At 70.9% G+C, this 13,864-nt stretch carries 16 protein-coding genes; 4 read left to right on the top strand and 12 right to left on the bottom strand.

Features of this window, described 5'->3' with window-relative positions; translation table 11 throughout:
- Position 1: 1 nt before the first annotated feature.
- Positions 2-463: a Sec-independent protein translocase TatB gene (locus LXM50_RS13900; protein ID WP_233311976.1), complete on the bottom strand. Its 462-nt coding sequence runs from the start codon at positions 461-463 to the stop codon at positions 2-4.
- A 96-nt stretch (positions 464-559) separates the two neighbouring features.
- On the opposite strand from LXM50_RS13900, the gene LXM50_RS13905 reads away from it, so the two are divergent.
- Positions 560-1,192 carry a class I SAM-dependent methyltransferase gene (locus tag LXM50_RS13905; RefSeq protein WP_233311977.1) on the top strand — a complete coding sequence of 211 codons (633 nt, stop codon included), beginning with the start codon at positions 560-562 and terminating at the stop codon, positions 1,190-1,192.
- Between the two features lie 67 nt (positions 1,193-1,259).
- Here LXM50_RS13905 and LXM50_RS13910 read toward each other — a convergent pair whose 3' ends face one another.
- From LXM50_RS13910 to dapE, 3 genes are all read right to left on the bottom strand, one after another.
- Positions 1,260-1,433 carry a DUF3117 domain-containing protein gene (locus LXM50_RS13910; protein WP_082072398.1) on the bottom strand — a complete coding sequence of 58 codons (174 nt, stop codon included), beginning with the start codon at positions 1,431-1,433 and terminating at the stop codon, positions 1,260-1,262.
- Positions 1,434-1,534: 101 nt separating this feature from the next.
- Complete coding sequence (locus tag LXM50_RS13915; RefSeq protein WP_233311978.1) at positions 1,535-2,806, bottom strand: hypothetical protein; 1,272 nt, start codon at positions 2,804-2,806, stop codon at positions 1,535-1,537.
- The gene (dapE, locus tag LXM50_RS13920) at positions 2,799-3,872 is read right to left on the bottom strand and encodes a succinyl-diaminopimelate desuccinylase (RefSeq protein ID WP_233311979.1); all 1,074 of its coding nucleotides are present in this window, start codon (positions 3,870-3,872) and stop codon (positions 2,799-2,801) included. Before dapE ends, LXM50_RS13915 begins: the two co-directional genes overlap by 8 nt.
- A gap of 65 nt (positions 3,873-3,937) precedes the next feature.
- Between dapE and dapD the strand changes: the two genes are divergently transcribed.
- Entirely contained in the window at positions 3,938-4,891 is a 954-nt protein-coding gene (gene dapD / locus LXM50_RS13925; protein WP_233311980.1) for a 2,3,4,5-tetrahydropyridine-2,6-dicarboxylate N-succinyltransferase, read from the top strand.
- Positions 4,892-5,040: 149 nt separating this feature from the next.
- Here dapD and LXM50_RS13930 read toward each other — a convergent pair whose 3' ends face one another.
- The gene (locus LXM50_RS13930) at positions 5,041-5,610 is read right to left on the bottom strand and encodes a TetR/AcrR family transcriptional regulator (RefSeq protein WP_233311981.1); all 570 of its coding nucleotides are present in this window, start codon (positions 5,608-5,610) and stop codon (positions 5,041-5,043) included.
- 138 nt (positions 5,611-5,748) lie between these two features.
- Here LXM50_RS13930 and LXM50_RS13935 point away from each other — a divergent pair, with 138 nt between their 5' ends.
- Together LXM50_RS13935 and LXM50_RS13940 are read left to right on the top strand one after the other, a co-directional pair.
- Positions 5,749-7,146 carry an MFS transporter gene (locus LXM50_RS13935; RefSeq protein WP_233311982.1) on the top strand — a complete coding sequence of 466 codons (1,398 nt, stop codon included), beginning with the start codon at positions 5,749-5,751 and terminating at the stop codon, positions 7,144-7,146.
- Between the two features lie 195 nt (positions 7,147-7,341).
- Positions 7,342-8,733 (top strand): DEAD/DEAH box helicase, encoded by a 1,392-nt coding sequence (locus LXM50_RS13940; RefSeq protein WP_233311983.1) that lies wholly within the window; start codon positions 7,342-7,344, stop codon positions 8,731-8,733.
- 79 nt (positions 8,734-8,812) lie between these two features.
- On the opposite strand, the gene LXM50_RS13945 is transcribed toward LXM50_RS13940, so the two are convergent.
- From LXM50_RS13945 to LXM50_RS13975, 7 genes are all read right to left on the bottom strand, one after another.
- The gene (locus LXM50_RS13945) at positions 8,813-9,166 is read right to left on the bottom strand and encodes a cupin domain-containing protein (protein ID WP_233311984.1); all 354 of its coding nucleotides are present in this window, start codon (positions 9,164-9,166) and stop codon (positions 8,813-8,815) included.
- Positions 9,167-9,434: 268 nt separating this feature from the next.
- Entirely contained in the window at positions 9,435-10,730 is a 1,296-nt protein-coding gene (locus tag LXM50_RS13950; protein WP_233311988.1) for a citrate synthase, read from the bottom strand.
- Positions 10,731-10,873: 143 nt separating this feature from the next.
- Complete coding sequence (gene dapC, locus LXM50_RS13955; protein ID WP_233311989.1) at positions 10,874-11,986, bottom strand: succinyldiaminopimelate transaminase; 1,113 nt, start codon at positions 11,984-11,986, stop codon at positions 10,874-10,876.
- 4 nt (positions 11,987-11,990) lie between these two features.
- Positions 11,991-12,311, bottom strand: a complete 321-nt coding sequence (fdxA, locus tag LXM50_RS13960) for a ferredoxin (protein ID WP_045272231.1) — start codon at positions 12,309-12,311, stop codon at positions 11,991-11,993.
- A 9-nt stretch (positions 12,312-12,320) separates the two neighbouring features.
- Entirely contained in the window at positions 12,321-12,749 is a 429-nt protein-coding gene (locus LXM50_RS13965; protein WP_233311990.1) for a histidinol dehydrogenase, read from the bottom strand.
- Positions 12,750-12,758: 9 nt separating this feature from the next.
- Entirely contained in the window at positions 12,759-13,073 is a 315-nt protein-coding gene (locus tag LXM50_RS13970) for an AzlD domain-containing protein (protein ID WP_233311991.1), read from the bottom strand.
- A complete protein-coding gene (locus LXM50_RS13975; RefSeq protein WP_233311998.1) occupies positions 13,070-13,822 on the bottom strand; it encodes an AzlC family ABC transporter permease in 753 nt (250 codons plus the stop codon). The genes LXM50_RS13970 and LXM50_RS13975 overlap by 4 nt, the downstream gene beginning before the upstream one ends.
- Between the last annotated feature and the right edge of the window lie 42 nt (positions 13,823-13,864).

Here is a 13,864-nt window from a genome sequence, read left to right on the forward strand (position 1 = left end):
GTCAGGTCGCTTCGCTGTCGTAGGGCGGGAGCTCCTCGGCGGAGAACACCTTCGGCGCCTTCGACACGGGAGCGGACTCGCCCCCGGCGGACGCGGCGTTCATCGCGGTCGCCGTGGCCAGCAGAGCGGCCGCCGAACCTGCGGCCGCAGGGGCCGCGACCGGCTCGGCCTCGGCGACCGGGGCGGCCGGACGCGGGGGCGCCGGGGTGTCGTCCATCAGCGCGTCGCGGATGATGCGACGCGGGTCGTACTGCCGGGGATCCAGCTTGCGCCAGTCCAGCTCGTCGATCTCCGGCCCGACCTCCTCGCGCATGCGGTCTTTCGCGCCGCGCAGGTAGTCGCCGGCCCTCTTGACCAGGCGCGCGAACGACTCCGCGTAGCGCGGGAGCCGCTCAGGGCCGACGAGAAGGGCTGCGATCACGCCGATCACGATCAGCTTCTCGAAGGTGATGCCGAAGAACATGTCACAAGGGTACCGCCGCGCCTGGCCCCCGGAGACACGGGGGACGCCTACGCTGGGGGAACATGCGGAGCATTGAGCGACCGCCAGGGAGTCGAAGTGAGCGAGCAGGACGCCAACGCACGGTACGTGCGCGAAGCAATCGTCGAGCCGGATGAGATCGTCAGGGCGCGCGCGCACGCGGTCGAACTCGGTGCGCAGCCGATCAGCGCCGCCGTCGGCGCGCAGATCGCCGTGCTCGCCGCGGCCACCGGCGCGCGCTCGATCGTCGAGATCGGCACCGGCGCCGGCGTCTCCGGGCTGTGGCTGCTGCGCGGCGCCCCGAAGGCCGTGCTCACGTCGATCGACAACGAGCCGGAGCACCTCGCCGCCGCGCGCAGCGCCTTCCAGGACGCACGGATCGCCCCGACCCGTGCGCGCTTCATCGCCGGCAGAGCCGCCGATGTGCTGCCCCGGATGAACGAGGCCGCCTACGACATCGTCCTGGTGGACGCGGATCCCGAGAACGTGATCGAGTACGTCGAGCACGGCCTGCGGCTCGTCCGTGCCGGCGGGACCGTGCTCGTTCCGCGCGTGCTGGCCGGCGGAAGGGTCGCGGATCCGGTGCAGCGCGACGACGTCACCGTCGCGTATCGCTCGCTCATCCAGGAGACCCAGCAGTCCCCGGCCGTGCTCGCCGCGCTGAGCACCGTCGGCGAGGGGCTGCTGCAGCTGACCGGCATCGCGGAATGACGAAAGGCCCGCAGGAAGCGGGCCTTTCGAAGATCTGAGAAGATCTGGATTCTGTGCAATCGTGCGGTCAGGCGGCTGCCACGACGCTGCTGAGCACGTCGTGAAGCTCCTTCGCCTCGGCGTCGTTGACGGAGACGACCAGACGCCCGCCGCCCTCGAGCGGCACGCGCACGATGATCAGCCGGCCCTCCTTCACGGCCTCCATAGGTCCGTCGCCAGTCCTCGGCTTCATCGCTGCCATCGCGGTGCTCCCTTTCCTCGGTGGTCTACAGCTCCCATATTAGTGGGTGCTGGGACACCGCTTACCGCGGCGTGGCCGGGCCGGGTGGTGCGCGCGCCGGCTCAGGGCACGCGCCAGAAGGTGTTCGCCAGGCCGTACACGTTCGCGATCCACAGCGCCTGCAGGCCGATGCACGCCACCAGCACGGCGATGCGCAGCCACCAGGAGCGGCGCCAGCCGACCGCGCCCCAGAGCGGTGCGAGCGGGAACAGGAGCCGCAGCGTGCTGGACTGCGGGAAGAACACGGCGAGCAGATACAGTGCGTAGCTCGCCGCGAAGAGCCGGATCTCCGGACCGAGTCGCCGCACCCCGGGGCCGAAGATCAGCGCCGCGGCGAACAGCAGCACGAGCAGTGCCAGCGCGACGAGCCCGAGCCATCCGGGCAGACCCAGCAGCTGCGCCCAGTACGGCATCGCGCTCAGCCACCCCTCGAACGGCGAGAAAACGGTGTGCCCGTCCTGCGGCATCCAGAACCCGCGCCAGCTCAGCTCGGTCTCCAGGTAGGCATTCGGCACGCCCGTCGCGATGCCCGCGATCACCTGCCAGGCGAAACCCACGACGACGCCCAGCGCGCCGAGTCCGAGGTAGTGCGCGATCTCGCGTCCGGACAGCGGATCCGACTTCCGTCGGATCCAGCGCACCACGAGCATGAGGCCGAGCATCAGCGCGAACGACAGCACGCCGGGGCGCGTGAAGCCCATCAGCACGATCAGCGGGTACAGCCGCACGTAGCGGCGGCGGATCAGGCCGTCGAGCGCGAGCAGCAGGAACAGCATGTTCAGGACCTCGGCATAGCCCACCTGGAACAGGGCTCCGAGGGGCCCGGAGGCGAAGAAGACGACGGTCCACACGGCCGCCATCCGGCCGATCCGACCACGCATCATCCGGAACAGCACGAGGCAGCAGAGATATCCCGCGACCAGGGACACGAGAGCCGCTCCCACTCCCCAGCCGCCATCGCCGAACGGAAGCGCGAAGACCTGTGAGACCCAGGGGTACACCGGCAGGAAGGCCCAGGAGTTCTGGGTGATGTGCCCGTCCGCCCCGAGCGGGAGCGTGGTCGGATAGCCGTACACGACGATGTACCAGTACCACTGCGCATCCCAACCGGTCACGAATGAGGCGATCGACGCCCCGTGCCCGAACCGCGAACCCGGAGCGCCGGAGAGACCGGTCGCCCACAGCAGCAGGCCCGTGGTGATCAGGCGCGCTCCGAGGTAGATCGCGAGGATTCCGGCCCACGCGGGGGTGCGGGAGTAGCTCCGGGCTGCCCAGCGCGGCCCGGTCGCCGCAGAACGCGGGCGGCGCACCGCCGCTGCAGCGAGCTCAGACACCGCTGAGCCAGGAACGCAGGCCCCGTTCGGTGGCCGTGATCTGCGTGAGCGGCACCCGCTCCTCGTCGTGATGGGCGAGATGCGGATCCCCCGGTCCGTAGTTGACGGCGGGGATGCCCAGCGCGGAGAAGCGTGCCACGTCGGTCCACCCGTACTTCGGCTGCGGGGTCGCGCCGACGGCGGCGAGGAAATCCTGTGCGATCGGGGCGTCGAGGCCGGGGCGCGCACCCTCGGCGACGTCCGTGATCTCGACCGCGAACCCGGCGAACACGTTGCGCACGTGCGCCTCCGCATCGGTCGCGGACTTGCTCGGGGCGAATCGGTAGTTCACCTCGACCTCGCAGGCATCGGGGATCACGTTGCCGGCGATGCCGCCGCTGATCCGCACCGCGTTCAGCCCCTCGCGGTACACCAGAGCGTCGACCGCGATCTCGCGCGGACGGTACTCGGCGAGACGCGCGAGGATCGGTGCGGCACGGTGGATCGCGTTCTCGCCGATCCATGCGCGTGCCGAATGCGCCCGCACGCCGGTCGTGCGGACGACGGCGCGCAGGGTGCCGTTGCAGCCGCCCTCGACCTCGCCGTTGGAGGGCTCGCCGAGGATCGCGAAGTCGGCCTGGAACAGATCCGGGCGGCGATCGGCGAGGAGCTTGAGGCCGTTGCGCGCGGCCTCCACCTCCTCGTTGTCGTACCACATCCACGTGATGTCGACCACGGGCTCGGTGAGCTCGGCGGCGAGCTTGAGCTGCACGGCGACCCCGGCCTTCATGTCTACTGTGCCGCGCCCCCAGATCAGCGCCTCGCCGTCGATGACCACGTCGCGCGTCGGCACGTTCGCGTTGATCGGGACCGTGTCGATGTGCCCGGCGATCGCCACGCGCTGCGCGCGACCCAGGTTCGTGCGGGCGACGATCGTGTTGCCCTCGCGCAGCACCTCGAGATGGCCGAGCGCGCGCACGGCCTCCTCGATCAGGTCTGCCAGGGGCTTCTCCTCCCCCGAAACGCTGGGGATGTCGCAGATCGCGCGGGTGATGTCCGCCGCGGAGGCGGTGAGATCGAGCGGCATGGTCCCCACCCTAGCGCCGCGTCATGAAGGGGAAGCTGGGGGCGGGCGTTCGGTAGCGTGGAGGCATGAGCGACGCGCGCATGATCCACGGCTCCGGCCTGACCACCATCGCCGGCGACGGCACCGTCCTGGACGCCTGGTTCGCCGAGATCGGCGCGGCCGAGCCGTCCGAGGCAGAGCTCGCCGCGTCCGCCATGACCCTCGAGGCCCTCGCCGGTGCGGACGAGCGCCGCAACGTCACCGTCGAGACGGTGCAGCTCTCGATCGACCTGGATGCGGCTCCCGCCTCCACCGCCGACGCCTACCTGCGCCTGCACGCCCTCTCGCACCTGCTGGTGCGCCCCAACGAGCTGAACCTCGACGGCATCTTCGGGCACCTCCCGAACGTCGCCTGGACCAGCGCCGGCCCGATGCTCCCCGCCGACGCCGCACGACTGCGTCCGCTGCTGCAGCGTTCCGGGATCCAGATCTCGGGCGTGGACAAGTTCCCGCGGCTCACCGACTACGTGCTTCCGGAGGGCGTGCGGATCGCGGACGCGTCGCGGGTGCGCCTGGGCGCCCACCTGGCGCCCGGCACCACGGTCATGCACGAGGGCTTCGTGAACTTCAATGCGGGCACGCTCGGCGCCTCGATGGTCGAGGGCCGGATCTCCCAGGGTGTGGTCGTCGGCGACGGATCCGACATCGGCGGAGGCTCCTCGATCATGGGCACGCTGTCCGGCGGCGGCACCCACCGGGTCTCGATCGGCGCGCGCACCCTGCTCGGCGCGAACGCCGGCATCGGCATCTCCCTCGGTGACGACTGCATCGTCGAGGCGGGGCTCTACGTCACGGCCGGCACGAAGATCGTGCTCGCCGACGGCGCCCCCCTGGCCGACGGCGGACGGCCCGTCGTCAAGGGCGCGGACCTGAGCGGCGAGAACGGGATCCTGTTCCGCCGCAACTCCCTCTCCGGAGCCGTCGAGGCCGTGCGCCGCGCCGGCGTGGGCGTGACGCTGAACGAGGCCCTGCACGCCTAGAAGCGCAGGGGCCGTGCGCCCCGGCCGTACGCGGCCTGTGCGCCGCGCACGGAGATGTACGCGATCATCGGAGCGATCTCGCGAATCCGTCCGAGATGAGTGCACTTCTCCGAGCGAACGGCTCGGAGATCCGCCCCCTCGGGCAGAGCTCAGGAGCGCAGCGATCCGATCGCGAGGCCGAGCACGCGACGGCGCTGCTCCTCGTCGTCGTAGGCCACCGCGCTCACTCCGGCGACGAGCTTGACCACGTCGGCGATCGCGAGATCCGCCTTGACGGCGCCGTCCTCCTGCGCACGGGCGAGCAGCGGCTCCCCCGCACCCAGCATCACGCCGCGGCACTCCGCGAACACCGACGACTCCCGGTTCAGCCCGTCCAGGAGCACGTGCTTGGTGCCGACGTACTCGATGAACCGCCCCAGCCAGGCCTCGAGCGCCGGCCACGGCGCCAGATCGGCCACCTCGTCCGCCGCGTCGGCGAGCGCGGCGACCTCGCGGAGGTAGAGCGTCTCGATCAGGTCGTCCCTGGTCGGGAAGTTGCGATACAGCGTGCCGATGCCGACCCCGGCCCGACGAGCGATGTCCTCCAGCGAGGCGCCGGAGCCGTCTTCCGCGAAGGCCTCGCGGCCGGCGGCGACGAGGGCGTCGAAGTTGCGAGCGGCATCGGCGCGGCGCGGCCGCCGCTCCTCCAGCGTCGTCGTCGCACGGTTCTGGCCACCCATCGTGCCGTCCTTCCAGAAAGTCTCGGTCGACCCCTTGCAAAACGGAGGGACCCTCCGGTAATCTCAATCCGGAGGCATCCTCCGTTCGGAGGTCTCCCTCCACTTTACCCCTCTTCTCCAGGCTCCGGAAGGGAACTCATGTCCCGCTCATCCACCTCGATCCTGGTCGCGATCGCCGTCGCGGTCTCCTCCATCGCTCTTCTGCAGAACCTCGTCATCCCCCTCGTCCCGCTCATCCAGGCCGAGTTCGGCGTCACCGCGGATGCGGCCAGCTGGACCATGACCGCGTGGCTCATCGCCGCCGCCGTCGCCACGCCCACCCTCGGCCGCATCGGCGACCTTCGTGGCCGGCGCACCACGTTTCTGATCACCCTGGGCGTCACGGCGGCCGGCGACGTCCTCGCCGCGATCGCCCCGACTCTCGAGGTGCTCATCGTCGCCCGCGTGCTGCAGGGCGTCGGCGGGGCACTGTTCCCCCTCGCCTACGGACTGCTGCGCGACGCCCTGCCACGCGAGCGCGTCACCGGTGCCATCGGCGTGGTGAGCGCCGTCATCGGCATCGGCGGTGCGGCGGGTACCGTGCTCGCCGGTCCGCTGGCAGACCTGGTCGGCTGGCGCGGCACCTTCGCCGTGCCGTTCCTGGTCGCGGCGCTCGGCGCCTTCCTCACGCTCGCCGCCGTGCGCGACAGCGGCGCCCGCGCCCGCGGGCGGGTGAACACGCGCTCTTCCGTGCTGCTCTCGACCTGGCTCGTCGCGCTGCTCGTGCCGCTCAGCACCGGCTCCCGCTGGGGCTGGACCTCGCCGGCCGTCCTCGCGCTGTTCGGGCTCGCCGTGCTCGCCTTCGCCGCCTGGATCGTCTCGGAGCTGCGCTCCGCCGAGCCGCTCGTGGATCTGCGGCTGCTGGCCTCCCCCGCGATCTGGCCGGTGAACGCCGCTTCGCTCCTGATCGGGGCCGGCGTCTTCGCCTTCTGGGGCTACCTGCCGCAGTTCCTCGAGCTGTCGGCCTCCGCCGGCGGTTCCGGTCTCACCGTGCGCGACGCCGGGCTCATGCTCGTCCCGATGCTCATCGGCATGAGCGGGGTCGGCTTCGCCACCGGCGCGCTGAACCGGATCCTCTCGCTGCGCACCCTGCTCGTCATCGGCGCACTGCTCATGGGCGCGTCCGGCGCGAGCGCCGCGCTCGCGCATTCGTCGCCGTGGCAGCTCGCCCTCGCCGGCGCCGGCTTCGGCATCGGCTGCGGGCTGGCCTACGCGGCGTCGGCCGGCATCGTCGTCCAGAGCGTGCCCGCCTCGGTCACCGGCGTCGCGACAGGCGTGAACGCGAACCTCCGCACGATCGGATCCGCGATCGGCTCGGCGGCGACCGGCGCGATCGTGTTCGGCTCGGCTCCGCACGGAACCGGATCCGGCTTCGCCACCGCATGGGGGCTCGTCGCCGTCGTCACGATCCTCGCCGGCGCGATCGTCTGGGCGGTGCGCACTCGCCCCCGCGTCACGACGTCGGCGACCGCGCTCCCCGAGCTCGTCGAGGCCTGAACCGACGATCGGGCGATTCACGATAGGATGGACGGGATGTCGGATCTTCCGGCATCTCGTCGCCATCCCGGATCCCCTGGATTCGATCCCTGGAAGTGGAGCCCTGCTCCCCCTCGCGATCCGGTTCTCGAGCGGCGACCTCTCGCGTCGATCAGACGCCCGTATGCGACCGGAGATCCGGTCCAGGAGATATCCATGCCTTCCTTCCTCGAACTCGGCGTGCCCGCCGAGCTCGCCTCCGTCCTCGCCGCCGACGGCAAGACCGAGGCCTTCCCCATCCAGCAGGGCACCCTGCCCGACTCGCTCGCCGGTCGCGACCTGCTCGGCCGTGGCCGCACCGGCAGCGGCAAGACCCTCGCCTTCGCGCTCCCGCTCGTGGCGCGCCTCACCGGCGTCAAGGCCCGGCCGCAGCACCCCCGCGGCCTCGTCCTCGCGCCGACCCGCGAGCTCGCCTCGCAGATCGCCGCGACCATCGCCCCGCTGGCCAAGGCCGCGGGCCTGCGCGTGACCACGGTGTTCGGCGGCGTCAGCCAGCGCCCCCAGGAGGAGGCGCTGCGCCGCGGCGTGGACATAGTCGTGGCGTGCCCCGGCCGTCTCGAGGACCTCATGAAGCAGGGCCTGGTGCGCCTGGACGAGGTGCGGATCACCGTGCTGGACGAGGCCGACCACATGGCCGACCTCGGCTTCCTCCCCGGCGTCACGCGCATCATGACCGCGACGCCCAAGGAGGGCCAGCGCCTGCTGTTCAGCGCGACCCTCGACAACGGCATCGACGTGCTCGCCCGCCGCTTCCTCTCCCGCCCGGTCAAGCACGAGGTCGACGAGGCCAGCGTGCCGGTCGGCGAGATGACGCACCGCGTGTTCGAGGTGGCCGATGCCGACGCGAAGAAGACGCTCGTCAACGCGCTCGCCTCCGGGACCGGACGACGCATCCTGTTCACCCGCACCAAGCACCAGGCCAAGAAGCTGGCCAAGGCGCTCACCAGCGCGGGCATCCCGGCCGTGGACCTGCACGGCAATCTCTCGCAGGGTGCACGTGAGCGCAACCTCGCCGCCTTCTCCGCCGACCCGGCGGACGGCGGAGTCCGCGTGCTCGTCGCGACCGACGTCGCCGCGCGCGGTGTGCACGTGGACGACGTCGACCTCGTCGTGCACGTCGACCCGCCCGCCGAGCACAAGGCCTACCTGCACCGCTCCGGCCGCACGGCGCGTGCGGGAGCCGCGGGCACCGTGGTCACCGTGCTGACGCCCGAGCAGCGCCGCGACGTGAAGGACCTGCTGCGCAAGGCGAAGATCAGCGTCGAGATCGAGCAGGTCTCCCCCGCCTCGCCCGCTGTGGCCGCGCTCATCGGCGAGACCGCCGCCTACGTCAAGCCGGTGGCTCCCGCCCCGCAGCCGCAGCGGCAGACGCCCAAGAAGAAGCCGGCCGCACAGGGCACGTCGCGCCAGGCGCAAGGACAGGGCACGCCGCGCCAGGGACAGGCCCACGGCCAGCGTCGCCCGATCGCCGTCGGCGAGGCGATCGCGCCGGCCCGGCGCCGCCGTCGTCGTTCCTCGCGCCCCCAGGGCACGCCCACGGCGCGCTGACGACCGCACCCACCACGCAACGGCGACGGCCGCGAGACCTCCTGTCTCGCGGCCGTCGCCGTTGCCGTGCGGATGACGATCACGCGGGCTTCGCGTAGCCCTTCACGCCGGTGTCGAGGAAGACGCAGGCGGTGTCACCGACGGTCCAGGCATCGTGGCCGGGACTCAGGTCGACCACGTCGCCCGGACCCAGGTCGAGCTCGGTGCCGTCGTCGAACCGCACGGTCATCTGTCCCTCGAGGCAGATCCCGGTGTGGTGGGTCTGGCATGAATCGGTCCCGGCGATCGGCTTGACGTCGTTCGACCAGCGCCAGCCCGGTTCGAAGACCCCGCGTCCCAGCGTGAAGTCACCCAGCGTGACGACGTCCATGTGGCCGTGGTCGTGAAAAGGTCGTCGCTCGTGCGGCGTCTCGATGTTGTGCTTGTCGGACATGAGAACCTCCCACGGGTGATCGGGCGACCGACGTCGGCAGCGCTCACCCGGGACGCTCGTGACGCCGCGACGGTTGCGCCCGGGCGCAGCCGTTCCGCCTGGCTCTCATCGTCGTGTGCGGCGTTCAGGACCACGGCACCGCCCTGGTCCTGAACCGTCTCGCGGCGTCGTCAGGTCGATCCCGACCGTTCCCGACCGCCCCCAGTCATGAGAGTCCTACACCCGTCGCCGGGCACCGTCAAGGGAGACGGGCACGATCCTCGATGTCTCAGCCGCGGCGGAACTCGCGCTCCGGCGAGCCCGTGTACAGCTGCTGCGGGCGGCCGATCTTGGTCTGCGGGTCGAGGTTCAGCTCGCGCCACTGCGCCAGCCAGCCCGGCAGGCGGCCGATCGCGAACAGCACGGTGAACATGCGCGTCGGGAAGCCCATCGCCTTGTAGATCACGCCGGTGTAGAAGTCGACGTTCGGGTACAGGCGACGCTCCTGGAAGTAGTCGTCCGCGAGCGCCACCTCTTCCAGCTCCCTCGCGAGGTCGAGGAGCGGATCCGTCACGCCGAGCTCGGCCAGCACCTCGTCCGCCGCGGCCTTGACCAGCTTGGCGCGCGGGTCGTAGTTCTTGTACACCCGGTGCCCGAAGCCCATGAGCTTCACGCCGTCTTCCTTGTTCTTCACGCGCTCGACGAACCGCTGCACGCTCTGGCCCGAGTCCCGGATCTGGCCGAGCATCGTCAGAACCGCCTCGTTCGCACCGCCGTGGAGCGGGCCGGAGAGGGCCTGGATGCCGGCCGAGATCGAGGCGAACTGGTTCGCCCCGGTGGATCCCACCAGCCGCACGGTCGACGTGGAGGCGTTCTGCTCGTGGTCCTCGTGCAGGATCAGCAGCAGTTCGAGCGCCCGTGACATGACCGGGTTGATCTCGTACGGCTCGCTGTGCACGCCGAAGTTGAGCTTGAGGAAGTTGTCGACGAAGCTCAGCGAGTTGTCCGGATAGAGGAACGCCTGCCCGACACTCTTCTTGTGCGCGTACGCCGCGATCACCGGGAGCTTGGCGAGCATGCGCACCATGTTCAGCTCGACGTGCTCGGGATTGTGCACGTCGGTCTCGCCCTCGTAGTAGGTCGAGAGCGCGGCGACCGCGCTGGAGAGCACCGACATCGGGTGCGCGGTGTGCGGCAGGGCCGAGAAGAAGTGCTTGAGATCCTCGTGCAGCAGCGTGTGCCGGCGGATCTTCTCGTCGAACTCCGCGAGCTCGGAGGCGGTGGGCAGCTCGCCGTAGATGAGCAGCCACGCGACCTCGAGATAGGAGCACGTGTTCGCGATCTGCTCGATCGGGTATCCGCGGTAGCGCAGGATCCCCTTGTCGCCGTCGATGAACGTGATCTCCGACTTGGTGGAGGCCGTGTTCACGAAGCCGTAGTCGAGGCCTGTGTGGCCGGTCTGCCTGGTCAGGGTGGAGAAGTCGATGCTGGCGTGCCCGTCGGTGCCCTGCAGGATCGGGAACTCCGCGGTCTTGTCGCCTACTGTCAGCGTCGCCTTCGTAGGCCGCTCGCCCGCTGCGCTCACGCAGACCTCCTATGCGTCTGTCTCGTGTGGGGGATGCGCGATCGGCGCCGGTGGGCCCGCGATCGCGTCGCTCATACAGCCTAGTCCGCGCGCAGACCTACTGTGAAAACGGCCAAGAGTTAAGCCCGAGGCCCTGTGGAAAGCTACGAAGCCATACCGCGCAGGCGCGCCGCGGCCGCCTCGATCCGCTCGAGCGGCGCGGTCAGCGAGAGCCGCACATGCTGCGGAGAGTGCTCGCCGTAGAAGGGTCCAGGGCCCGCCAGGATCCCGAGATCGGCGAGCACCCCCATGGATTCCCAGGCGTCGCGGCCCTGCGTGACCCACAGGTACAGACCCGCCTCGGAACCGTCGATCCGGAATCCCGCGTCGAGGAGCGCCGGTCGCAGCACGTCACGGCGCTGCCGGTAGCGCTCCTTCTGCACCGCCACGTGCTCGTCGTCGCGCAGCGCCACGGCCATGGCGTGCTGCACCGGAGCGGGCGGCATGAGGCCGAGGTGCTTGCGGGCGGTGAGGATCTCCCCCACCACACGGGCGCACCCGGCGACGAAGGCGGCGCGGTAGCCGGCGAGATTGGACTGCTTGCTGAGCGAGTAGACACTGAGCAGGCCCGCCCTGGTGCCGCCGGTGACCCGCGGATCCAGCACCGAGGGCACGGGCTCGCTCGCCCACGGCCCGTCCCAGCCGAGCTCGGCGTAGCACTCGTCGCTCGCGAGAATCGCGCCCAGCTCGCGCGCGCGACGCACGGCGGCGGCGAGCTCGTCGACGGCCCAGGTGCGTCCGTCCGGGTTGCCCGGAGTGTTGATCCAGATGAGCTTGGCACCCTCGGGCCAGCGCGCGGGATCGTCCTCGCTCACGACGGTCGCTCCGGCCACCTGCGCTCCGACCGCGTAGGTCGGATAGGCGACACGGGGCTGCACCACGATGTCGCCCGCACCGAGCCCGAGCAGGGTCGGCAGCAGTGCGACCAGCTCCTTGGAACCGATCGTGGGCATCACGTTGTCCACGCGCAGGTCGGGCACGCCGCGGCGCCGCGCGTACCAGTCCACAATGGCCTCGCGCACCGCAGGGGTCCCGACGGTCTGCGGATACGAATGCGCGTCGGTGGCCTCGGCGAGGGCATGGCGGATGATGTCGGGGGTCGGGTCCACGGGGGATCCGATCGCGAGGTCGACGATGCCGCCCGGGTGCGCAGCCGCGCGCTCGCGGAACGGGGCGACCGCGTCCCAGGGGTAGTCGGCGAGATCGCGAACGCTCACGGGGCTACTCGCCCTGCGGCGGGAGGACGGCGATGACCGGATGGTCGTGATGGATCACGCCGACCTTGGCGGCCCCGCCCGGAGATCCGATCTCGTCGAAGAACTCGACGTTCGCCTTGTAGTAGTCGGCCCATTCCTCGGGGAGGTCGTCCTCGTAGTAGATCGCCTCGACGGGGCACACCGGCTCGCAGGCGCCGCAATCGACGCACTCGTCCGGGTGGATGTACAACGATCGCTCACCCTCATAGATGCAGTCCACGGGGCACTCGTCGACGCAGGCACGATCCTTCACGTCGACGCAGGGAAGGGCGATCACATATGTCACGGACTCAGTCTACGACCCGTCGACGGACGCTTCTCCCGCCAGCCGGCTGCGCGCGGCCTGCTCCTGCTGCAGACGACGGATGCGCGAGAAGTCCGGCCATGCGACGATCAGCAGCACGATGCCGGCGATGGTCCAGGTCCAGGTCACGCCGAGCAGATCGTTCGGCACGATCACCGACCCGCCGGGGCCGCGACCCGAGATCACCACCATGCCGACGAGCACGCCGAGTCCCGTCACCAGCGCACCCCAGCGGTCGTGCAGCAGCAGCCGCACGGCGAGGAGCATGCCGCCGCAGGCGACGGCGCCGAGCACCAGCCCGACCCACGGCAGCCCCCACACGGAGGTCGAATGCGTCACGGTCGTCGCGAGGCCGAAGACGGCGCCCACCGCGAACAGGGCCACCCACGACAGTGCTCTGCTGAGCCATGATCCACGCACGGCTCGAGCTTACGCGGCCCAGCCGAGGAGCCGCAGGAGAGCAGCGACGACGGCGGCGGCGATCACCACGACGAGGAAGGACTGCCGCAGTGCCAGCAGCCCTGCCGCGACGAGCACCGCGGGCACGCGGGCGTCCACGACGATGTGCGGGCCCGTCGCGAGCGCCTGCACCGAGACGAGCGCGGCGAGCAGTGCGACCGCGAGCAGGTCGGTGATCCGGGCGGGCCGGGGCGCCTCCAGGACGGAAGCCGGCACCAGATAGCCCGCTCCTTTGAGGACGAGGCAGCCGATGGCGGCCAGCAGCACGGCGTTCCACAGGGTCATGACGTCTCCTCCGCGGCCGCGCGGACAGCCGCCTTCGACCCGAACCAGTTGAACCAGCCGACGACGATCGCCACGAACGCCGCCACGAGCACCGGCAGCCCCGGGATCAGCACGGGCGTGAGCGCCGTCGCGACCGCGGCAGCCGCGATGCCGACGGCGATGGCCTGCCGTGTGCGCAGACGCGGCCACAGCAGCGCGAGGAACGCCGCAGCCGCCGCCGCGTCCAGCCCGTAGGTCTTCGGATCCCCCAGCACGTCCCCGAGCAGCGCGCCGAGCAGAGTCGCCAGATTCCAGCCGACGTAGATCCCCACCCCGGTGATCCAGAAGCCGACCGTGCGCGCCCGCGGCGACCGCTGTGCGAGCGAGACGGCGGTGGATTCGTCGATCGTGAACGGGGCCGCGAGCGCACGCCGGGCCGTTCCGCGTCCGATCACCGGCGACATGCGCATGCCGTACGCGACATTGCGCACGCCCAGAAGCAGGGCGGAGGCGATGGCCGCGGGTGCCGCCGCGAGCCCACCCGCCCCGATCACGCCGACGAAGGCGAACTGGGATCCGCCGGTGAACATCAGCAGGCTCAGCACACAGGTCTGCCACACGTCGAAGCCGCTCGCGACCGCGAGCGCGCCGAACGAGATCCCGTAGGCACTGGTCGCGAGGGCGACCCCGATCGCCTCCCGGCGCGCGACGCGCACCTCGGCGGCGGCATCCTCCGGGCCACGGTCGATCGTTCGCTCCTCTGAACGCATGACGATCATTCTGAACATCCGCAAATCGTTTGTCAAGATGAA

Origin of the sequence: Microbacterium sp. Au-Mic1, from assembly GCF_021341785.1 — a bacterium.
Classification (GTDB): Bacteria; Actinomycetota; Actinomycetes; order Actinomycetales; family Microbacteriaceae; genus Microbacterium.

Excerpts from the sequence above, each read along its gene's own strand:
- LXM50_RS13945 (WP_233311984.1), bottom strand. The coding sequence starts at position 9,166 with ATGTCCGACAAGCACAACATCGAGACGCCGCACGAGCGACGACCTTTT.
- dapE (WP_233311979.1), bottom strand. The coding sequence starts at position 3,872 with ATGCCGCTCGATCTCACCGCCTCCGCGGCGGACATCACCCGCGCGATC.
- LXM50_RS13900 (WP_233311976.1), bottom strand. The coding sequence starts at position 463 with ATGTTCTTCGGCATCACCTTCGAGAAGCTGATCGTGATCGGCGTGATC.
- LXM50_RS13975 (WP_233311998.1), bottom strand. The coding sequence starts at position 13,822 with ATGCGTTCAGAGGAGCGAACGATCGACCGTGGCCCGGAGGATGCCGCC.
- LXM50_RS13930 (WP_233311981.1), bottom strand. The coding sequence starts at position 5,610 with ATGGGTGGCCAGAACCGTGCGACGACGACGCTGGAGGAGCGGCGGCCG.
- LXM50_RS13935 (WP_233311982.1), top strand. The coding sequence starts at position 5,749 with ATGTCCCGCTCATCCACCTCGATCCTGGTCGCGATCGCCGTCGCGGTC.
- dapD (WP_233311980.1), top strand. The coding sequence starts at position 3,938 with ATGAGCGACGCGCGCATGATCCACGGCTCCGGCCTGACCACCATCGCC.
- LXM50_RS13970 (WP_233311991.1), bottom strand. The coding sequence starts at position 13,073 with ATGACCCTGTGGAACGCCGTGCTGCTGGCCGCCATCGGCTGCCTCGTC.
- LXM50_RS13910 (WP_082072398.1), bottom strand. The coding sequence starts at position 1,433 with ATGGCAGCGATGAAGCCGAGGACTGGCGACGGACCTATGGAGGCCGTG.
- LXM50_RS13940 (WP_233311983.1), top strand. The coding sequence starts at position 7,342 with ATGCCTTCCTTCCTCGAACTCGGCGTGCCCGCCGAGCTCGCCTCCGTC.